Source organism: Marivita sp. (assembly GCF_051859345.1).
Lineage (GTDB): Bacteria > Pseudomonadota > Alphaproteobacteria > Rhodobacterales > Rhodobacteraceae > Marivita.
The window spans coordinates 1-19,130 of record NZ_JBHYFV010000016.1 but is presented as its reverse complement, the minus strand read 5'-3'; the positions used below and the strand labels follow the sequence as shown (position 1 = coordinate 19,130).

Sequence of the window (19,130 nt, the reverse complement as noted above, 5' to 3'; positions counted from 1 at the left end):
CCTTAGTACGGCGCCTCGACGTCACCCATGCGGACGTAGACGGATTTCACTTCGCTGTAATGGTTGATCGCGGCCTTGGAGTTCTCGCGCCCGACACCGGACATTTTCGTGCCGCCAAACGGCGCTTCGACCGGGGCGTCGTTGTACGAATTGATATAACACGACCCGGCCTCAAGCTGCGCAATGACCCGGTGTGCCCGCGACAGGTCGCGGGTAAAGACTCCGGCGGACAATCCGAATTCCGTGTCATTGGCGCGGGTTATCGCCTCTTCTTCAGATTCGAAATCAAGCACTGCCATGACCGGGCCAAAGATCTCTTCCCGCGCGATGATCATGTTGTCGGTTACGTCCGCGAAGACAGTGGGTTCCAAGTAGAAACCATCGCGATCAAGACGTTTGCCGCCAGAGACCAGACGCGCGCCTTCATTTTCGCCTTTTTCGATATAATCGAGAACGATTTTCATCTGTTTCTCGGAAACCATCGGGCCGAAATTGGTCGCTTCATCCAACGGATCACCGATCACGGCATTCGAAAGGCGTTCCGTCAGGCGTTTTAGAAACGCTTCCTTAATCCCTTTCTGGACAAATACCCGTGTCCCGTTCGAACACACCTGACCAGAGGAGTAGAAGTTACCCAGAATCGCCCCGCCCACCGCGTTTTCCAGATCGGCATCATCGAAGATCAGCAAGGGGGACTTTCCGCCAAGCTCCATTGTGACATGTTTCATCTGCGCCGCCGCCGCCGCGTAGACTTTTTTACCAGTTGGTACAGAACCAGTCAGCGACACCTTTGCCACACGCGGATCAGTGATCAGCGACGCGCCAACCTCGCCAAGCCCCTGAATCACGTTGTAAATTCCGGCAGGCAGACCCGCTTCGTGCAGGATTTCGGCAACTTTCAAAGCGCACAGCGGTGTTGTCTCGGAGGGTTTGAAAACCATGGAATTGCCACAGGCAAGCGCAGGTGCGCCTTTCCAGCAGGCAATCTGGGTCGGGTAATTCCACGCGCCGATGCCCACGCACACTCCCAGCGGTTCGCGGCGGGTATAGACCCAATCCTCGCCCAGCTGGATATGTTCGCCGGTCAGGCTGCCCGCCAGGCCACCGAAATATTCAAGCGCGTCCGCACCGCTGGTGGCATCCACGGCGATGGTTTCCTGGTAGGGCTTGCCGGTGTCATGGGTTTCCAACACTGACAGGTCATGATTGCGGTTGCGCATCATGTCGGCTGCGCGGCGCAGGATCCGACCCCGCGCGGTGCCCGACATCGCGGCCCATTCCTTTTGCGCCCGATGCGCGGCAGACAAAGCCTGATCAATGATGGCGGGGGTGGCAGCATAAACTGTCGCGATCTGCTCTCCCGTGGCAGGATAGATCACGGGAATCGGTACGCCGGTCGTGTCTTCGACATACGCACCGTCGATGAAATGGCTGGCTTTGGGCTGCGTGTCATAGCTCATGCAAGGGTGTCCCTGTCCGCGTGTTTGATTTCCTGGTCAAGCAAGGTCAGCACCTGTCGTGTTGCCTCATCCCCCGAAGGCGCGTCTTTGCGAAGCGCTTCGCGCAGGTAAAGCCCATCGATCAGGCCCGCGATGCGCAACGCCACTTCGCCAGCGCGGGGGCCGATCAGGGGGCGCAGATTATGGACCAGATTCGAATGCAACCGGCGCTGATAGACCGCCAAAAGGCGGCGCGCCTGATCGTCGGATTGCGCCAGGACGTAGAAATTCAGCCACGCAGCAACAACTTCGCGCCGGAAGTTCGAGCTGGTGAACCCGGCGCGCACAATCGCCTCGGCACGGGCACGCGGCCCGTGCGCCATGACCAAAGCGCCCCGTACTTCAGCGCCGTACAAACTGAGCGTGTGGCGCATGGCGGCGAGAAAGATCTGATTCTTGCCACCAAAATAGTGATGCGCCAGCGCCGAGGACATGCCCGCACGCCGCGCGATCTGCGCCACGGTCACATCAAGTGACCCCGCCTGCCCGATCTCGGCAATCGTGGCTTTCACCAGCGCCTCTCGGCGTATAGGCTCCATCCCGAGCTTCGGCACGTTTGACCCCGTTTCATTAATGGTTTGACGTCCGGACCGTATGGCGTTTTTAATTGACTCGTCAATCAACAAAAAACTGACCTCTTTCAGGGAGACCCAAATCAATGCTGAAATCCTCACTTTCCATCCTTGCGATCTGTGCCGCAGGCGCCGCCGCTGCCGATTGCGATACGGTTGTCTTTTCCGATGTGGGCTGGACCGACATCACCGCGACCACGGCGGCCACGACGGTGGTTCTTGATGCGCTGGGGTATGAGACCGACATCAAGGTGCTGTCGGTGCCGGTGACCTATACGGCGCTGGCCGAAGGCGATGTGGACGTGTTCCTTGGCAACTGGATGCCCACGATGGAGGCCGATATCGCGCCTTATCGCGAGGCCGGGACCGTCGACACGGTGCGCGCCAACCTCGAAGGCGCGAAATACACACTAGCCACCAACAAGGCCGGGGCCGATCTGGGAATCACCAGCTTTGACGCCATTGCCGCGCAGAGCAACGCGCTGGATGCAGAGATTTACGGGATCGAGCCGGGCAATGACGGCAACCGGTTGATCATGGACATGATCGCTGCCAATGCGTTCGAGCTTGAAGGCTTCGATGTGGTCGAAAGTTCGGAACAGGGGATGCTGGCGCAGGTCGCCCGCGCCGATGATCGGGGCGAACCCGTTGTGTTCCTGGGCTGGGAACCGCACCCGATGAACGCGAATTTCGACATGACCTATCTCGAGGGCGGTGACGACTGGTTTGGTCCGAACCTTGGCGGCGCGACCGTTTACACCAACACGGCGGCTGGATTTGTCGATGCCTGCCCGAACTTAGGTGCCTTGCTCAACAATCTCGAATTCACGCTGGCCATGGAAAACGAGATCATGGGCGCGATCCTGAATGATGGCGAAGAAGCGCGTGATGCGGCGACCGCTTGGCTTCAGGCGAACCCGGATGCCTATATGAGCTGGCTGGATGGCGTCACCACCAAAGATGGCGGCGATGCCGTTGCCGCGGTGAAAACCGCGCTTCAGTAACCGGATCAGGGCGGCCATGGGTCGCCCTTTCCTTATGCGTCTCGGGGACACCGCATGGACTGGCTGACAGAGAACAAGATCCCGGTTGGGGAAATCGCCGGGACAGCCTTTGACTGGCTTGAAAGCAACGGGTCTTTCTTTTTCGACGCGCTGTCGGATGCGCTCGAAGGCATGATCGACGGCTTTCTCTGGCTGTTGCAAACGCCACATCCGCTGGTGATCGTCGGGCTGTTCGTGGCGCTGACCTATTCCCTGCAACGCAGTTGGAAGGTCGCGCTGTTTGTCGCGCTTGGGTTTCTGTTCATCATCAATCAGGGCTATTGGGAAGAAACGACCGAGAGCCTGACATTGGTCCTGTCGGCTTGCGTCGTTTGTATGGGCGTTGGCGTGCCCATTGGCATCGCGGTGGCACATCGGCCCAAGTTGTATGCATGGATGCGGCCGGTTCTGGACCTCATGCAGACCTTGCCGACCTTCGTATACCTTATTCCGGCGATTGTGTTTTTCGGCATCGGCATGGTGCCGGGCCTGATTGCCACTGTGATCTTTGTGCTGCCTGCGCCGATCCGGTTGACGCATCTTGGGGTCAGTTCCACGCCAACACCTCTGATCGAGGCAGCGGAGGCGTTCGGGGCGACGAAATCGCAATTGCTGTGGAAAGTCGAACTGCCCTCGGCGCTGCCGCAGATCATGACCGGGCTGAACCAGACCATCATGCTGTCGCTGTCGATGGTGGTGATCGCGGCGCTGGTCGGGGCCGACGGGCTGGGTGTTCCGGTGGTGCGCGCGCTCAATCAGGTGAACACTGCGCGGGGTTTCGAAAGCGGCTTTGTGATCGTGGTGGTCGCGATCATCCTTGACCGGATGCTGCGGATGGAGCGCGACAAATGAGCGAGACCCGCGTCGAATTCGACAATGTCTCCATCGTGTTCGGGGACAAACCCAAGGCAGCGCTGCCGCTGATGGACGCAGGTCAGGATCGGGGACAGATCCAGCGCGATACCGGGCAGGTTCTGGGGGTACATGACTGTTCGCTGACGGTTTCCGAGGGCGAAATCCTTGTACTCATGGGGTTGTCCGGGTCGGGCAAATCGACGCTTTTGCGGGCGGTGAACGGGCTCAACCCGGTGGTGCGGGGCTGTGTGCGGGTGCATGACGGAACGAAGATGGTCGATGTGACCAACGCCGGTGTGGACACCCTGCGCAAGATGCGATTGCGCAATGTGTCGATGGTATTTCAGCAATTCGGCCTGTTGCCCTGGCGGTCCGTGCGGGACAATGTCGGGCTGGGTTTGGAACTTGGCGGTCAGTCCAAGGCCGATCGCAATGACCGCGTCGAGGAACAACTGGCGCTTGTGGGCCTGACCGACTGGGCTGATCGCAAGGTCGGCGAATTGTCCGGCGGAATGCAGCAACGCGTCGGTTTGGCCCGCGCCTTTGCCACCGACGCACCGATCCTGCTGATGGACGAACCGTATTCGGCGCTGGACCCCCTGATCCGCACCAAGTTGCAGGATGAACTGCTCGAGCTTCAGGAACGGTTCAAATGCACCATCATCTTTGTCAGCCACGATCTGGACGAGGCGTTCAAGATCGGCAATCGCATCGCCATCATGGAAGGTGGGCGGATTGTGCAATGTGGCACCCCGCAAGAGATTTTCCGCAATCCGTCGAACGATTACGTCGCGGATTTCGTGCAGCATATGAACCCGCTTGGCGTGCTGCGCGCGCGCGATATCATGCGTCAGGCACCCGCGACGGATGGTGCGCCCAGCGTCGATGCGGATATGCGGGTGCAAGAGGTCATGACCACTTTGGTGTCCGGGGGCGGCACTCTTTGCGTGATGGACAAGGACCAGCCAATCGGCGTGATCGACCGCGACGACGTCCTGCGCTACCTCGCCAACCCGACCGGCGCGGGCAACGGGACTGCTTGACCAAAAAGTTGCACGCCGCGTACATTTTTTACACCTGCCCCTTGTGACGTATTCAATTTTTGCTATATGTCTACAAAGACCAAGGAGAGTTGAAAGATGACACCCAAAGTCACCGGTTTTTTCGACGACGCCACAAATACGATCTCGTATGTGGTTCAAGACCCCCAAGGCAGCGCCTGCGCAATTGTCGATTCTGTGCTGGACTTCGATTACGCGTCGGGTCGCACCGACACCAGATCCGCAGATGCCATCATCGCTTTTGTCAAAGGCAACGGGCTTGATGTGCAGTGGCTGCTGGAAACCCATGTGCATGCCGACCACCTGAGCGCCGCACCCTACCTGCAAGACGCGCTTGGCGGCAAGATCGGGATCGGCGACCGCATTCAGGTTGTGCAGGACACGTTCGGCAAGGTGTTCAACGAAGGCACCGAATTTCAGCGCGATGGCAGCCAGTTCGACAAGCTGTTTGTCGAGAGCGACAGTTTCCATATCGGCCAGATGCGCGCCGATGTGCTGCACACGCCGGGCCATACGCCGGCTTGCCTCACCTATGTGATCGGCGATGCGGCTTTTGTGGGTGATACACTTTTCATGCCCGATTTCGGCACCGCGCGATGCGACTTCCCCGGTGGATCATCGGAACAACTTTTTGATTCCGTGCAGAAAATTCTTGCGCTGCCTGACGAGACGCGGATTTTCGTGGGCCATGACTACAAGGCTCCCGGCCGGGACGAGTTCGCCTGGGAAACCACCGTTGGCGAACAGAAGGCCAGGAACGTGCATGTCGGCGCCGATGCCAGCAAGGACAGCTTTGTCGAGATGCGTGATGCCCGCGATGCAACGCTGGCGATGCCGAAACTCATCATCCCGTCGTTGCAGGTGAACATGCGCGCCGGTCAGATGCCACCAGCGGACGAGGACGGCAAGGTCTTCCTCAAGGTCCCAGTGAACGGATTGTAAGAACATGAACCCGGATTGGATTTACGGGCTGGTCGGCGGCGCGCTGATCGGCACGGGTGGCGCGGTGTATCTGCTTGCCAACGGACGCATCATGGGGGCCAGCGGCATCATCGGCGGGCTTGTCGATGGAAGCGGGCGCAGCACCATGTGGGAACGGATCAGCTTTCTGGTCGGGCTTGCCCTGATCCCGGTAGTTCTGCTGATGTTTCTTGGCCCCAAGGACACGCACGCCACTGGTAACTTTGCGCTTTTGATTGCGGCAGGTCTGCTTGTGGGTGTCGGCACGCGCCTTGCGAATGGCTGTACCTCGGGTCACGGGGTCTGCGGGATTTCCCGTCTGTCCTTGCGCGGCATGGTGGCCACCGTGTTCTACATTCTTGCTGGCGGCCTGACTGTCGTTCTGTTCCGTCATCTGCTGGGGATCATCTGATGCGCAATATGTTTGCCTTTCTCGCCGGAAGCTTTTTCGGTGCCGGGCTGTTCGTTTCAGGCATGACGGACACCCGCAAGGTTCAGGGGTGGCTCGACATCTTTGGCAACTGGGATCCGACATTGGCCTTTGTCATGGGAGGGGCGATCCTTCCGATGGCCATCGCATGGCGGGTTGCTGCAAAGCGGCGCTTTTCGCTGACAGGCGATGTCATGCCCCCACCCCCGGACCCCAGGCTGGGTCGCAACCTTGTTGTCGGCTCGATCCTGTTTGGGATGGGTTGGGGTCTTGTCGGCCTTTGCCCCGGTCCCGCCATTGCATCGCTCAGCTATGGTGGTGTCGAGGGTCTGGTTTTTCTTGGTGCGATGCTTGCGGGAATGCTTGCCATGCCGGGCCTGCGGGCATGGCTGGACAGGCCCGCGCCTGCGCAGTAGGTCTTTGCCATGGATATTCGCCAAATCACCGACCGTTATAACGTGTCCCCGCAGATTGATCCCGAAGATGCTGCCGCCATCAAGGCGGCAGGTATCACAACCGTGATCTGCAACCGCCCCGATGCCGAGGTGCCGCCCTCACATCAGGCGGACGCGTTGCGCGCCGCGATCGAGGCCGAGGGGCTTCGCTTTGAGGTGTTGCCGATCACCCATCAGACAATGACGCCAGACCGGGTGGCCCAACAGGCCGCAATTGTGGACGCGTCAGACGGACCGGTTCTGGCCTATTGCGCGTCTGGCACGCGGTGTTCGATCATTTGGGCGCTGAGTCAGGCCGGACAACAACCGTCCGAAGCGATCCTGGGCGCGGTTGCGCGGGCGGGGTACGACCTGTCGGCGCTGCGCCCCACGTTGGATGCCGCCGCGGCCGCCCGATCGTAAGATCAGACCGAGTCAATCTACGCGGGCACGTCTGTCGAAAGATCATCCAGCGCCATGTCGAAAGCCCCGTCAAAGGAAAAGCCTGTCGTCGGCTGGGCCACCAGCCCGGTTGACGACGGTGGTTGGGGATTTGCCACCACCGGCAACCCTGCATCCTGCGGGCGGCGTGGTTCGGGTTTGTGAAGCGCTGTTTCTTCGACCCCGATGCGAATGGCGCGAAATCCGTTCATCTGCCCCAAGGCGCCGCGCGCCGCGACATGGCCACCCGCCACCACCAGTGTCGCGCCGGATGTCGCCTGCGACGACAGAGGAAGCACATCCCCGGGCCGGAGCGCCTGCGCCTTGTCCAGAGGGATATGGATGCGGGTCAGAACCGCCTGCATCCGCGCGGGAACGCGTTTGAACAACGCTTCGTGTTTCCCGGTGACAGCAGGTTTGCCGGAAACCGCAGCTTTTGGAGGCTCGGGAAACAGGAACAGGGCGCGCCCGTTTCGGGTGTCCTGTGCAAGGCTGATGTCAAAGGCTGTCAGATGGTACTGGTCCGCGTCCAACGCGAGCCCGGCAGTTTGGGCATCTTCGACCAGCGCGCCAAATCCATACCCCTGCAAATGCGCCATTTCCGGCTGACCGGCGAGCATGGACGCGAAACGTGGCAAGGCGGCGTCCAGAAGCGGTGCCATCATCGCCGCGTCGGTTGGGGTATAGGCGCGGCTGTCATTGGGAAATCGCGTGACCTTGCCCAAGGTCTGCACTTCGATCAGGCCCGTTACGATGTCGCGATCAAAGGCTGCAAGACCGCAGGGACCAGTTTCGTTTTCGAGAATGATCAACAGTTGGTCGTCACCGATGCGCGATATGGCGCGTTCGGTGCGCAGGGTATCATCTGTCGCCTGCACAGCGACAAGCCCCAGCCCCCACAGCGCGTCTGCCGCGACGGACAGCCCCCGCCCCAAGGCGCGCGGCATCGACACAGCGCCGACACCCAGCGCCTTTCGCTGCGCCTGCGCCTTGCGTTCCAGAACCGTATCGCCCGCGTCATCTGTCATGGCTGCGCATCAAACCCCTTTGCCGCACGTCCAAGGTTATGGCCGGAATTGGTTACCAAGGGTTTACCGAAATCGCGCCTTGCCGATTATTGCGCCGCCATCGCCGTGCGATAAGGCACCACCACGCGAAACGTCGCCCCGCGCGATGCCGGGACATAATCGACCGCCCCACCCAGTCGGGTCATGACCTGGCGACAGATGGCAAGGCCAAGCCCCGCACCCCCTGCCTTCTGATCACTGACGCGCGCGAATTTCTCGAAAATCATGTCGACAGCCTCGGGAGCAATTCCTGCGCCATTGTCCTGAAAATCAACCACAACGCGGTCGGCTTCCTGCATCACGCGAATCACCAGACGTGGCGTTTTCGCATCGCAATACTTGCGGGCGTTGGCGATCAGGTTGATGAAAACCTGGCTCAGGCGATCCAGATCAGTATGCAGAACGATGTCTTCGCGGCTCGGATCGCGCCGAATTTCAAGCTTCACCCCGTCTTCGCCGATCGCCGCAGACGACACCGCCCGATCAAGCGCATCGCGCAGTGTGCCTTCAGTCAGGTTGAGGTTCACCTGCCCGTTTTCCACCACGCTCAGATCCAGCAGATCGTCCAGCAAACGCGTCAGACGCTGCGATTCATCATGGATGATCGACGCATACCGGGACTGGTCTTCCGGCTGCATCTGGTCGGTGTCGCGCAGGATTTCCGAAAACGCGCGGATCGACGTCATCGGGGTGCGCAATTCATGGCTGATCTGGCTTAGAAACGCGTCTTTTTGGATCGACAGGCGGGTCAGCTTCTGGTTGGCGTTGCGCAACTCAAGCGCGGTGCGGCTCAGTTCTTCGGACTGCTCTTTCAGACGGGCCGAATATTCGAGCATCTGTGCGGTTTCATCCGCCACCGCCATCAGGTCTTCGACCGATACCGCCATCCCGCCGGTGATTTGCCCCACCATCGCGTGTGCCGTTGCGGCCCCGACGGAACTTCCCAGTTCCCGTTCCAGCACTTGAAGGAAATCGGGTGTCGGGGCTGGAAGATCACCACGCGCGCCCTGCCTTTTTGCATAGCGCGAAAACAGCGCCTGCGCTTCGCCTGCCCCCAGAATACGTTGCGCCATGACCATCAGGTCTTCGCTCTGGGCGCTGCCTCCGGACCAGCTTCGGGTGTTTGCGGAATGGTCGAAAATATTGACGAATTGTGCCGCCTGCAACCGTTCCAGGGGGGACGGGAACGTGATGAGAGAGACCGTGACAAAGGCCAGCACGTTGAACAACATGCTCCACAGCAGGGCATGCATCAGTTGATCCATCCCCATGATTCCAAAGAGCGCATCCGGGCGCAGCCATATCAACCCGAACAAGCCGTTTTCGACAATCGACACGGGAAGAATCGTCCCGACGCCAAAGCTTGGCAGGTAAAGCGTATAAAGCCATGTCGCAAAGCCGGCCGTGAGCCCTGCAAACGCCCCGAGCCGGGTCGCGCCGCGCCAGAACATGCCACCCAGCATGGCAGGCAGCACCTGCGCAAGACCGCAGAAAGCGACAAGCCCGATGGAGGCCAACGCCTCACCGCCGCTGGACAGACGGAAATAGAGATAGCCCAGCATCACGACCCCGACGATGGAGATGCGCCGCGCCATCAGAACGGCGGCACGCACATCGCCCGACACGCTGGCCCCGCTGGGCCGCAGCCGGAGCCAGATCGGCATGACAATGTGGTTCGACACCATCGTCGAAAGCGCAATCGCCGCCACGATCACCATTGACGTGGCCGAACTGAAACCGCCGAGGAAAGACAGCATCGCCAGTCCGTTTTCGCCCAAGGCCAAAGGCACCGTCAGGACAAAGAGATCCGGGTTCGACCCGTCCGGCATGATGTCCAGACCGACAACCGCGATGGGCACAACAAACAGGCTGATCAGACACAGGTAGAGCGGAAACGCCCAGCTTGCCGTGCGCAGATGGCTTTCGTCGTCATTTTCGACCACCAGCACCTGAAATGTCCGGGGAAGACACAGGAATGCGGCGGCCGACAGGAAGATCAAACCGGCCCAGCGACTGCGGTCGGTGTGCCATTGCCCGAACTCTGACGCATCTATCTGGTTGAGTGCGTTGGTCAGACCCCCGGACACTCCCCACACCACAAAGATCCCAACGGACAAGAGCGCAACAAGCTTGACCACCGCCTCGACGGCAATCGCCATCACAACGCCATCATGCCGCTCTTTGGCATCAAGGTTCCGGGTGCCGAACAGAACCGTGAAAAGCGCAAGGCCAAGCGACAACCACAACGCCAGATCGGCCTGATCCTGCGGCGAGACCCCGTCCGCCCGCTCTGCGAAGACGGAAAACGAAAGCGTCACCGATTGCAGTTGAAGCGCGATATAAGGTGTCGTGCCGATCACGGCGAGGATCGTCACCCCGGCGGCAAGCAAGCTTGATTTGCCATAGCGCGACGAGATCAGGTCAGCAATCGACGTGATCTTCTGCGTGCGCCCAATGCGGATCAGCTTGCGCAGGAGCCACCACCAACTGACCATGACCAGCGTTGGTCCAAGATAGATCGTCAGGTATTCAAACCCGTTGCGCGCTGCCGAACCGACGGCACCGTAAAACGTCCATGCGGTGCAATAGATCGACAGCGACAAGGTGTAGATCAAGGGTGAACGCAGCCACGCCTTCTTGCCCTGCAGCGCCATCCGGTCCGCGACAAACGCCACGAGGAACAGGAAAAACACATAGGCTGTGCAGACCGCGACAAGAAGATTGAATGTGCTCATGCGTCCGTGTCCGGCGGATCATCGGCTTTGCCTCCAAGAAGACGCGACAAACCCCAGGTCAAAAGGATGATCCCGGCCCAGACAGAGAAAATGTAAATCAGCGCTGTTGCACTTCCCACAGTGCCTTCGCCGATCTGGGGCCAGACCAGTGGAAGGCTCCAGAGCAGCAAAGCCAGAACCGGTGCGACCCGCGCGGCATCCATGATGCGGCGTCTGCGATAGGTGCGCCGTTCGTGGAAGACGGTGGGCGGTCCGGGCCTGTCCGTCGGGTCCGTCATTTGGCGGCAAGCGCTCTCACGGTTTCCAAGACATCCGCATTGGAAAACGGTTTGGACATGAAGGCATCACACCCGGCGCGTTCCGCGATTTCACGGTCCTTGGTCTGGCCTCGCGCGGTCAGCATCAAGACAGGAAGTTTCGCGTTGTCGGGGTCTTCGCGCAATTCACGCAGGATGTCATAGCCACTCTTTCCGGGCAGCATCACGTCCAGAATCACTACATCGGGTTTGCGCACCTTGACCATTTCCACCGCGTCGGCGCCGTTGGAATGGGTTTTTACGCTCCACCCGTCCCGAGACAGAATGAAACTGATCGCTTCAATAATATTGGGTTCATCTTCAATTAAAAGAACCTGTTTGGACATGCGTACCCTCCCCCGATGCCGCAAGCGCTGGTCGTCTTTTGCCATTGATTGAGGCCAGCTTGTCTAAACTATTACGAAGGCTGGGCAATGTGTCAAAGCTTCCTCGGCGCGGACGCGATCATGATCGACGGCTCGCGGCGTGCGTCACAGGCTGGATGTGGACATATCCGGCAGGTCAGCCCGACTTGTCGGATCGGTTCCGAGGTGTCGCGCTTGGGTTCCGGGACGATCAACATATGACTTTCAAAAAGCACATCATCACCCAGCCTGGCTGGTCCCGTGGGTTGCGAAATGGCGTAGCCGCGATGCCGTGCAGATGCGCGGGCAGATTGCTCCATCAGGTCGGTGTGCAGCATCATCGGGCGGGCCAAGGCGCGGTACAGCGGCCAGAGCGCGCAACCCGCGCCCAGACGCGGCAACGGAAATTCCGGCAAAGGTTTGCGAAAGGTGGTCACACCGGACCCGTCGCAGATGGCGAGGCCCACAGGGTTGACCAGAATATCATCCGGCAGATGTGCAAGACGGCGCATCGCGCTGGCCACGTCACATCCGAATCTCTGCGCAAAGGCCAACGGGTCACTGCCTGTCGCGGCCACCACGTCGGCACAGTCCGACAAGGGCATCCGTCGGGCATCATCGCGATAGCGCGACAATGTCCCGTGCAATAGCCAACGCGCCGATTGGGACAGTCCCTGCTCCAGCTGCGACGCAAACGCGCCGACATCTGCATCCGGGGTCTCCAGCGTTGGCAGATGGAAGCCGGTCTTCTGAAACACCGCGTCCAGTTCGTCCTGCGGCGCATTGGTTTCCGAGGCCTCGGAATCCGCTTCTTCCAGGTATTGCGCAAGGCTGCGGCTGCTGTCGGCAAGACGCGCGCTGTCTTCATAGATGTTGCGGTTGAAACGTCGCTGCCATTCCGGTTCGATGTCACCCGGCTCTGCGAGGATCGAGGCGGCAGATCGGATCGCCGTCACGGTTGACAGCATCTCGTGCAGGGACGCCGCCAGATGCGGGTCATGGGTCATGCGATCGGTCAAAGCCTCAACGCTGCGCTGAAGCGTCTCGACCCTGCGCTGGCTGTCGGCCAGAAGGGCGGCCCATCCGGGAAATCGACCGGCAAATTCCTCGACCCGCGCGAATTCAGCTTCGGACATCTCTGTATCGGTTGCCGCTTCGCGCAGATTGGCCAACAACGCAGTTTCCGCACCTTCCGTCAGCGACGCCGGTTCGACCCCAAGCGCATGCGCGATGTCGACAAGCAATTTCCCGCCGATTCTGCGGCGATTGTGTTCGATCAGGTTCAGGTAGGATGGCGAGATTTCGGCCCGCTTTGCCAATTCTGACTGCTTGATCCCTGCCATCACGCGGCGTTCGCGAATGCGGCTGCCTGTCAGAGTGTCGCGCGGCATGGCAAAATCCTATGCTGAATCAATCCCTTTCTGCGTCGCAGAAAAAACAAATTTACAGATTTCTGCGCTGCATTGTACATTTTTTGACAGAAAAATCGTTTTGGGAAAAGCGCTTATTGCTATGTTTTCCGTGCATGGCCGATAATCATATTGCACAAATGTGCGGTTTGGTGGGTGGAGGAACCCCGTCGAACCTTTAAAGACATTGGGAGGATTATATGTCCAAAGGCAATCTGACACGTCGCGGCGTGCTCAAGACAGGTGCTGTCGCCAGCGCAGGTCTTGCTCTGCCAACTTACCTGTCCGCGCAGGAAAGCGGATTCACCAACGCGCCGACAGGATCGACCGTGACGCTGGGCTTCAACGTTCCGCAGTCCGGCCCTTACGCCGACGAAGGGGCCGACGAGCTGCGCGCCTACGAACTGGCGGTCGAACACCTCAACGGCGGCGGCGATGGTGGTCTGATGAACACCTTCTCGTCGAAGGCGTTGCAGGGGAACGGCATCCTGGGCAAGAAAGTCGAATACGTCACAGGCGACACGCAGACAAAATCCGATGCCGCCCGCGCATCTGCGCGTTCGATGATCGAAAAAGACGGCGCAATCATGATCACCGGCGGATCGTCGTCGGGCGTTGCGGTCGCAGTTCAGGATCTGTGCCAATCTGCAGGCGTGATCTTCATGGCCGGCCTGACCCACTCGAACGACACCACGGGCAAGGACAAGAAGGCAAACGGCTTTCGTCACTTCTTCAACGCCTACATGTCCGGTGCAGCGCTTGCCCCCGTGCTTCAAAGCATCTACGGCAGCGACCGCAAGGCATACCACCTGACGGCGGACTACACCTGGGGCTGGACGCAGGAAGAATCCATCGTCGCCGCAACCGAAGCGTTGGGCTGGGAAACCGTGAACACGGTCCTGACACCTTTGGCCGCAACTGATTTCAGTTCCTACATCGCACCGGTCATGAATTCCGGCGCCGACGTTCTGGTCCTGAACCACTACGGCGGAAACATGGTGAACTCGCTCACCAACGCGGTGCAGTTCGGCCTTCGCGACCGTCAGGCGAATGGCAAGAACTTCGAAATCGTCGTGCCGCTGTATTCGCGTCTGATGGCACGCGGTGCCGGGGCAAACGTGAAAGGTATTCACGGCTCGACCAACTGGCACTGGTCGCTGCAGGACGAAGGCTCCCAGGCATTTGTTCAATCCTTCGGCACCAAGTACGGCTTCCCGCCGTCACAGGCCGCGCACACCTGCTATGTGCAGACGCTGCTCTATGCCGATGCGGTCGAGCGTGCTGGCTCCTTCGCACCCTGCGCGGTTGGCGAAGCGCTGGAAGGCTTCGAATTCGATGGCATGGGCAACGGACCGACGCTCTACCGGGCCGACGATCACCAGTGCTTCAAGGATGTTCTTGTGGTGCGCGGGAAAGAGAACCCGACATCCGAGTTCGACCTTCTCGAAGTTGTCGAAGTGACCCCGGCGTCACAGGTGACCTACCCGGCCGATCACCCGATGTTTGCGGGCGGCCAGTTGGGCAACTGCAACAACGGCGCATAAGCCGAAAAACTCAGGGGTGGGCCGATGCGCCCATCCCGATCTTCTCTGGCCCGTTGGCTTGACGGGCTGTCTGCACTTCCACACTTCTGACCGCAAAGGGTGGGGCAATGGACGCCATAGTTCTGCAAATTCTCAATGGCCTCGACAAAGGCTCGGCCTATGCGCTGATCGCGTTGGGCCTGACACTCATCTTCGGCACGCTTGGCGTGGTGAACTTTGCCCACGGCGCGCTTTTCATGATTGGGGCCTTCTGCGCCGTGACGCTGTCGCGCCTACTGAGCATCAGCCACGAAGTGCCTGTTCCAGGCGAGGTTGATTTTCTCGGTAATCCACAGATGCGCGACGTGCCATATGTCTACGACATGTTCGGTGAAAGCCTGGGTGCAAGTATAATCGACTGGGCCGTACCCTTGTCGATCCTGTTCGCCATCCCGGTGATGATCGCCATCGGCGTCATCATGGAACGCGGCCTGATCAAGCACTTCTACAAGCGACCGCATGCGGATCAGATCCTCGTGACCTTCGGCCTTGCGATCGTATTGCAGGAAATCATCAAGTTCTACTACGGTGCCAACCCGATCCCGACCCCCGCTCCTGCGGCTTTTGTCGGATCGTTCGACTTTGGCGCAATGATCGGGTTCGATCCTGGCCAGATTATCTATCCTTACTGGCGATTGGTCTATTTCGCCTTCGCGGCCCTGATCATCGGTGCGGTTTTTGCATTTCTCCAGTTCACAACATTCGGCATGGTTGTCCGCGCCGGCATGGCGGATCGCGAAACCGTGGGCTTGCTTGGTATCAACATCGACAGGCGCTTTACCATCATGTTCGGTCTCGCCGCAGCTGTCGCGGGCCTTGCTGGTGTGATGTACACGCCGATCAACTCGCCCAATTATCACATGGGCATGGACTTTCTCGTCCTGAGCTTCGTCGTGGTGGTTGTGGGCGGAATGGGGTCCCTGCCCGGTGCGGTTCTGGCCGGTTTCATGTTGGGAATTCTCGAAAGCCTTGCATCCATGAACGAGGTCAAATCGATCCTTCCGGGCATCGACCAAATCATCATCTATGTTGTTGCAATGATCATTCTGCTCACCCGTCCGCGGGGCCTGATGGGCCGAAAAGGCGTGATGGAGGATTAAGCCATGTTCGGATTGAACAAGAAAGACGGGACATTGTTGCTTATCGTGACAATTCTCACCCTATTCGCGCCTTTCATCCTCAACCCGTTCCCGACGGACAGCGCGATGGCGCAGTTCAATGCCGGGTATCCGGACCTGATGCAGCGTTTCGTGATCTTCGGGATCTTCGCCATCGGGTTCAATATCCTCTTCGGCCTCACCGGATACCTGAGTTTCGGACACGCGGCATTCCTTGGAGTCGGATCCTACGCGGCGGTCTGGGTGTTCAAACTTGTGGGCATGAATATCCTGCCGGCCATCGCGCTAAGCGTTGTGGTGTCCGGAGTGTTTGCCTTGCTCATCGGGTTCGTGTCTCTACGTCGGTCTGGGATCTACTTTTCGATCCTCACACTCGCCTTTGCGCAAATGTCGTTCAACCTTGCCTATTCGGTGCTGACCCCGCTGACGAATGGCGAAACGGGGCTGCAACTGACGCTGAACGATCCGAGATTCCTTGGCCAATCGGCCACCGCCGACGGTTCGATCCCTTCGACGAATATCCTGCCCGGTGTGGAGATGCGGTCCGGATTTGACCTTCTTTTTGGGCCATGGAGCTTTACGTTCAACGTCGGCTACTACCTTTGCGCAATCTTCATGTTGATCGCGTTCTACATGTCGATCCGTATCTTTCGGTCGCCCTTCGGTCTGATGCTGCGGGCGATCAAATCCAACCAGCAACGCCTGAACTACACCGGGCTGAACGCGCGCCCCTATACTCTTGCTGCCTTCGTGATTTCTGGCATGTACGCTGGTCTGGCCGGCGGCCTGATGGCGTCGATGGACCCATTGGCCGGCGCAGAGCGCATGTTCTGGACTGCATCAGGCGAAGTTGTCCTGATGACAATCCTTGGCGGTGTCGGAACGCTGATCGGTCCGGTCTTGGGTGCGGGCCTGATCAAGTACATGGAAAACATCATCTCGAAGATCAACGCGGACATCCTGCATGGCTGGTTTGCGTTCCTGCCGGACGGGCTCGAGGATGTCGTGGTGACCCTGATCTATCCCTTCATCGGCAAGGGCTGGCACCTCACGCTGGGCATCGTGTTCATGCTGGTGGTGATATTTCTGCCCGGCGGACTTGTTCAGGGCGGTCAGAAAATCGCGGGGCTCTTCCGCCGGAAAAAGACACAGGAATCCAAGAACGCAACCACTGAACCTGCGGAATAAGGAGATTTTGAGATGGGAATTCTTGAAGTCAAAGACGTCAATAAACGGTTCGGTGGCCTTCAGGCCTTGGGCGATGTCAATCTCAGCGTGGCAGACAACACCTGCCACGCGATCATCGGACCCAACGGGGCCGGCAAGTCCACATTGCTCAATTGCCTTGTCGGCAAGCTGATCCCGGACACCGGCTCGGTCATGTTTGACGGGCAAAGCGTGCTGGGCCGCACCCCGTTCGAGATCAACCAGATGGGCATTTCGCGCGTGTTCCAGACACCCGAGATTTTCGGCGACCTGACCGTGATGGAAAACATGCTGATCCCGTGCTTCGCCAAACGGGACGGTTCCTTTGCGCTACATGGCATTCGCTCGGTTTTCAGCGAAGGCGAATTGCGCGATCAGGCCGAACAAATGCTTGAAGAGGTCAACATGATCGACAAGCGCAACATGCATTCAGCCTCGATGTCACGCGGTGACAAACGCCGTCTCGAAATGGCGATGTGCCTTGTTCAGAATCCCAAGCTCTTGCTGTTGGACGAACCAACTGCAGGCATGGCGCGGGCCGATACGAACAACACCATCGATCTGCTGAAAGAGATCAAGGAAAAGCGCGACATCACCATCGCGATCATCGAACACGACATGCATGTGGTGTTCTCTTTGGCCGACAGGATCACGGTTCTTGCCCAGGGTACGCCCCTGGTCGAGGACACCCCCGAAAACATCAAGGGCCACCCGAAGGTCAAGGAAGCCTATCTCGGCGAAGCCGCTTAACGCATTTCCGGCGGGGATCTTCCCCGCCACCCCTCCCACTGCGAGGACAGACACATGAACGTCAGACCCGATTTCTCGAAACACGCCAACCGCGCGGAAACCGCCCCTGCCTTTCTGTCGGTGTGGGATATGCATGCCTATTACGGCGAAAGCTATATCGTGCAGGGCATTTCGTTTAACGTCCATGAAGGTGAAATCGTTGCCCTTCTTGGCCGCAATGGGGCCGGCAAGACGACCACGCTTCGCTCTATCGCCCGCATGGACAGCCCGCAGGTCAACCATGGCGAAATCTGGCTGGACCACCAGCCGCTGCACAAGATGAAGTCCTACGAGGCGGCCACAGTTGGTCTTGGTCTCGTCCCCGAAGATCGCAGCATCATTCCCGGCCTGACAGTCGAGGAAAACCTGCAATTGGCGCAGATCGCCCCACCCGTCGGCTGGTCGATCGAACGTCTGTACGACCTGTTTCCCCGCCTTGGCGAACGCCGCAAGCAGGAAGGTGTGACCCTGTCCGGTGGCGAACAGCAGATGCTGTCCATTGCCCGCGCATTGGCCCGCGACATCAAGGTGCTTCTGCTGGACGAACCTTACGAAGGTCTTGCGCCGGTGATCGTGGACGAGATCGAAAAGACCCTACGCCTGATCAAGGAACAGGGGATGACGACGATCCTTGTTGAACAGAACGCAGTTCGCGCCCTGCAACTGGCGGACCGCGCGATCATCCTCGACACCGGGTCCATCGTGTTTGACGGAACGGCGGCGGAAGTTTTGGAAAACGAATCGCTGCGCGCCGAGTATCTCGCCATCTGAATGCGGGGCGTTGCATTCTTGCGACCTTTGCCGCCCTTGCCATTTCCCGGCTGGGGCGGTTTTCTTTGACCAAAGAGGAGGACACCCAAATGACTGACACAACCTATCCCCCATCGGCAGAGACGGCTTCAAACGCCCATATTGACGCTGCGCGGTACGAGGAGATGTATGCGCGGTCTGTGTCTGATCCGGAAGGGTTCTGGGCCGAGGCGGCGCAGCGTCTGGACTGGATGAAGGCGCCGACGCAGATCAAGGACGTGGATTTCACCCTGGGTCAGGTCAAGATCAACTGGTACGCCGATGGCACGCTGAACGTGGCGGCGAACTGTGTCGACCGGCACCTTGCGACGCGCGGCGATCAGACCGCGATCATCTTCGAACCGGATGATCCCAACGAGGCGGCCAAGCACATCACCTACAAAGACCTGCATCGCAGCGTCTGCCGGATGGCCAACATCCTGGAAAGCCTTGGCGTGCGCAAAGGTGACCGCGTGGT

The 19,130-nt window shown here is 59.4% G+C and carries 20 protein-coding genes; 13 read left to right on the top strand and 7 right to left on the bottom strand.

Annotated elements, in window-relative coordinates; translation table 11 throughout:
• Window positions 1-2: 2 nt before the first annotated feature.
• Together betB and betI are read right to left on the bottom strand one after the other, a co-directional pair.
• Window positions 3-1,460 (bottom strand): betaine-aldehyde dehydrogenase, encoded by a 1,458-nt coding sequence (gene betB, locus ACTIEN_RS12005; protein WP_439523379.1) that lies wholly within the window; start codon window positions 1,458-1,460, stop codon window positions 3-5.
• The gene (betI, locus tag ACTIEN_RS12000; RefSeq protein ID WP_439523378.1) at window positions 1,457-2,038 is read right to left on the bottom strand and encodes a choline-binding transcriptional repressor BetI; all 582 of its coding nucleotides are present in this window, start codon (window positions 2,036-2,038) and stop codon (window positions 1,457-1,459) included. Before betI ends, betB begins: the two co-directional genes overlap by 4 nt.
• Before the next feature lie 119 nt (window positions 2,039-2,157).
• Here betI and choX point away from each other — a divergent pair, with 119 nt between their 5' ends.
• The 7 genes from choX (at window position 2,158) to ACTIEN_RS11965 (ending at window position 7,277) form a co-directional block, all read left to right on the top strand.
• The gene (gene choX / locus ACTIEN_RS11995; RefSeq protein ID WP_439523377.1) at window positions 2,158-3,075 is read left to right on the top strand and encodes a choline ABC transporter substrate-binding protein; all 918 of its coding nucleotides are present in this window, start codon (window positions 2,158-2,160) and stop codon (window positions 3,073-3,075) included.
• Window positions 3,076-3,129: 54 nt separating this feature from the next.
• Window positions 3,130-3,966 carry a choline ABC transporter permease subunit gene (gene choW / locus ACTIEN_RS11990; protein ID WP_439523376.1) on the top strand — a complete coding sequence of 279 codons (837 nt, stop codon included), beginning with the start codon at window positions 3,130-3,132 and terminating at the stop codon, window positions 3,964-3,966.
• Entirely contained in the window at window positions 3,963-5,012 is a 1,050-nt protein-coding gene (gene choV, locus ACTIEN_RS11985; RefSeq protein ID WP_439523375.1) for a choline ABC transporter ATP-binding protein, read from the top strand. Before choW ends, choV begins: the two co-directional genes overlap by 4 nt.
• A gap of 96 nt (window positions 5,013-5,108) precedes the next feature.
• Complete coding sequence (locus ACTIEN_RS11980; RefSeq protein ID WP_439523374.1) at window positions 5,109-5,972, top strand: MBL fold metallo-hydrolase; 864 nt, start codon at window positions 5,109-5,111, stop codon at window positions 5,970-5,972.
• Window positions 5,973-5,976: 4 nt separating this feature from the next.
• Window positions 5,977-6,402: a YeeE/YedE family protein gene (locus ACTIEN_RS11975; protein WP_439523373.1), complete on the top strand. Its 426-nt coding sequence runs from the start codon at window positions 5,977-5,979 to the stop codon at window positions 6,400-6,402.
• Complete coding sequence (locus ACTIEN_RS11970) at window positions 6,402-6,836, top strand: DUF6691 family protein (protein WP_439523372.1); 435 nt, start codon at window positions 6,402-6,404, stop codon at window positions 6,834-6,836. Before ACTIEN_RS11975 ends, ACTIEN_RS11970 begins: the two co-directional genes overlap by 1 nt.
• A gap of 9 nt (window positions 6,837-6,845) precedes the next feature.
• Window positions 6,846-7,277 carry a TIGR01244 family sulfur transferase gene (locus ACTIEN_RS11965; protein ID WP_439523371.1) on the top strand — a complete coding sequence of 144 codons (432 nt, stop codon included), beginning with the start codon at window positions 6,846-6,848 and terminating at the stop codon, window positions 7,275-7,277.
• A 17-nt stretch (window positions 7,278-7,294) separates the two neighbouring features.
• Here the strand turns inward: ACTIEN_RS11965 and ACTIEN_RS11960 are convergent, their stop codons facing one another.
• The 5 genes from ACTIEN_RS11960 to ACTIEN_RS11940 all read right to left on the bottom strand — a co-directional run bounded on the left by ACTIEN_RS11960 (window position 7,295) and on the right by ACTIEN_RS11940 (window position 13,149).
• Window positions 7,295-8,323, bottom strand: coding sequence for a FliM/FliN family flagellar motor C-terminal domain-containing protein (locus tag ACTIEN_RS11960; RefSeq protein WP_439523370.1), 1,029 nt, complete (start codon window positions 8,321-8,323; stop codon window positions 7,295-7,297).
• An 86-nt stretch (window positions 8,324-8,409) separates the two neighbouring features.
• Window positions 8,410-11,097 (bottom strand): ATP-binding protein, encoded by a 2,688-nt coding sequence (locus ACTIEN_RS11955; RefSeq protein ID WP_439523369.1) that lies wholly within the window; start codon window positions 11,095-11,097, stop codon window positions 8,410-8,412.
• Window positions 11,094-11,375, bottom strand: a complete 282-nt coding sequence (locus ACTIEN_RS11950; RefSeq protein WP_439523368.1) for a hypothetical protein — start codon at window positions 11,373-11,375, stop codon at window positions 11,094-11,096. Before ACTIEN_RS11950 ends, ACTIEN_RS11955 begins: the two co-directional genes overlap by 4 nt.
• The gene (locus ACTIEN_RS11945; protein WP_439523367.1) at window positions 11,372-11,740 is read right to left on the bottom strand and encodes a response regulator transcription factor; all 369 of its coding nucleotides are present in this window, start codon (window positions 11,738-11,740) and stop codon (window positions 11,372-11,374) included. Before ACTIEN_RS11945 ends, ACTIEN_RS11950 begins: the two co-directional genes overlap by 4 nt.
• Window positions 11,741-11,832: 92 nt before the next feature.
• Window positions 11,833-13,149, bottom strand: a complete 1,317-nt coding sequence (locus ACTIEN_RS11940; RefSeq protein ID WP_439523366.1) for a helix-turn-helix domain-containing protein — start codon at window positions 13,147-13,149, stop codon at window positions 11,833-11,835.
• A gap of 218 nt (window positions 13,150-13,367) precedes the next feature.
• On the opposite strand from ACTIEN_RS11940, the gene ACTIEN_RS11935 reads away from it, so the two are divergent.
• From ACTIEN_RS11935 to ACTIEN_RS11910, 6 genes are all read left to right on the top strand, one after another.
• Window positions 13,368-14,711, top strand: a complete 1,344-nt coding sequence (locus tag ACTIEN_RS11935; protein ID WP_439523365.1) for a substrate-binding protein — start codon at window positions 13,368-13,370, stop codon at window positions 14,709-14,711.
• Window positions 14,712-14,818: 107 nt separating this feature from the next.
• On the top strand, window positions 14,819-15,850 hold the full coding sequence (locus ACTIEN_RS11930; RefSeq protein WP_439523364.1) for a branched-chain amino acid ABC transporter permease: 1,032 nt from the start codon (window positions 14,819-14,821) through the stop codon (window positions 15,848-15,850).
• A gap of 3 nt (window positions 15,851-15,853) precedes the next feature.
• Window positions 15,854-17,056, top strand: a complete 1,203-nt coding sequence (locus ACTIEN_RS11925) for a branched-chain amino acid ABC transporter permease (protein WP_439523363.1) — start codon at window positions 15,854-15,856, stop codon at window positions 17,054-17,056.
• 12 nt (window positions 17,057-17,068) lie between these two features.
• Window positions 17,069-17,824 (top strand): ABC transporter ATP-binding protein, encoded by a 756-nt coding sequence (locus ACTIEN_RS11920; protein ID WP_439523362.1) that lies wholly within the window; start codon window positions 17,069-17,071, stop codon window positions 17,822-17,824.
• A gap of 54 nt (window positions 17,825-17,878) precedes the next feature.
• The gene (locus ACTIEN_RS11915) at window positions 17,879-18,634 is read left to right on the top strand and encodes an ABC transporter ATP-binding protein (protein ID WP_439523361.1); all 756 of its coding nucleotides are present in this window, start codon (window positions 17,879-17,881) and stop codon (window positions 18,632-18,634) included.
• An 89-nt stretch (window positions 18,635-18,723) separates the two neighbouring features.
• The coding region (locus ACTIEN_RS11910; RefSeq protein ID WP_439523360.1) for an acetyl-coenzyme A synthetase N-terminal domain-containing protein at window positions 18,724-19,130 on the top strand (407 nt) is incomplete at its 3' end.

Bases quoted from the DNA above. Each gene is read 5' to 3' on its own strand.
- ACTIEN_RS11940 (WP_439523366.1), bottom strand. From the start codon at position 13,149: ATGCCGCGCGACACTCTGACAGGCAGCCGCATTCGCGAACGCCGCGTG.
- ACTIEN_RS11935 (WP_439523365.1), top strand. From the start codon at position 13,368: ATGTCCAAAGGCAATCTGACACGTCGCGGCGTGCTCAAGACAGGTGCT.
- ACTIEN_RS11970 (WP_439523372.1), top strand. From the start codon at position 6,402: ATGCGCAATATGTTTGCCTTTCTCGCCGGAAGCTTTTTCGGTGCCGGG.
- choV (WP_439523375.1), top strand. From the start codon at position 3,963: ATGAGCGAGACCCGCGTCGAATTCGACAATGTCTCCATCGTGTTCGGG.
- ACTIEN_RS11920 (WP_439523362.1), top strand. From the start codon at position 17,069: ATGGGAATTCTTGAAGTCAAAGACGTCAATAAACGGTTCGGTGGCCTT.
- ACTIEN_RS11950 (WP_439523368.1), bottom strand. From the start codon at position 11,375: ATGACGGACCCGACGGACAGGCCCGGACCGCCCACCGTCTTCCACGAA.
- ACTIEN_RS11930 (WP_439523364.1), top strand. From the start codon at position 14,819: ATGGACGCCATAGTTCTGCAAATTCTCAATGGCCTCGACAAAGGCTCG.
- ACTIEN_RS11955 (WP_439523369.1), bottom strand. From the start codon at position 11,097: ATGAGCACATTCAATCTTCTTGTCGCGGTCTGCACAGCCTATGTGTTT.
- ACTIEN_RS11975 (WP_439523373.1), top strand. From the start codon at position 5,977: ATGAACCCGGATTGGATTTACGGGCTGGTCGGCGGCGCGCTGATCGGC.
- ACTIEN_RS11960 (WP_439523370.1), bottom strand. From the start codon at position 8,323: ATGACAGATGACGCGGGCGATACGGTTCTGGAACGCAAGGCGCAGGCG.
- choX (WP_439523377.1), top strand. From the start codon at position 2,158: ATGCTGAAATCCTCACTTTCCATCCTTGCGATCTGTGCCGCAGGCGCC.
- betB (WP_439523379.1), bottom strand. From the start codon at position 1,460: ATGAGCTATGACACGCAGCCCAAAGCCAGCCATTTCATCGACGGTGCG.
- ACTIEN_RS11945 (WP_439523367.1), bottom strand. From the start codon at position 11,740: ATGTCCAAACAGGTTCTTTTAATTGAAGATGAACCCAATATTATTGAA.
- betI (WP_439523378.1), bottom strand. From the start codon at position 2,038: ATGGAGCCTATACGCCGAGAGGCGCTGGTGAAAGCCACGATTGCCGAG.
- ACTIEN_RS11965 (WP_439523371.1), top strand. From the start codon at position 6,846: ATGGATATTCGCCAAATCACCGACCGTTATAACGTGTCCCCGCAGATT.
- ACTIEN_RS11925 (WP_439523363.1), top strand. From the start codon at position 15,854: ATGTTCGGATTGAACAAGAAAGACGGGACATTGTTGCTTATCGTGACA.
- choW (WP_439523376.1), top strand. From the start codon at position 3,130: ATGGACTGGCTGACAGAGAACAAGATCCCGGTTGGGGAAATCGCCGGG.
- ACTIEN_RS11980 (WP_439523374.1), top strand. From the start codon at position 5,109: ATGACACCCAAAGTCACCGGTTTTTTCGACGACGCCACAAATACGATC.
- ACTIEN_RS11915 (WP_439523361.1), top strand. From the start codon at position 17,879: ATGAACGTCAGACCCGATTTCTCGAAACACGCCAACCGCGCGGAAACC.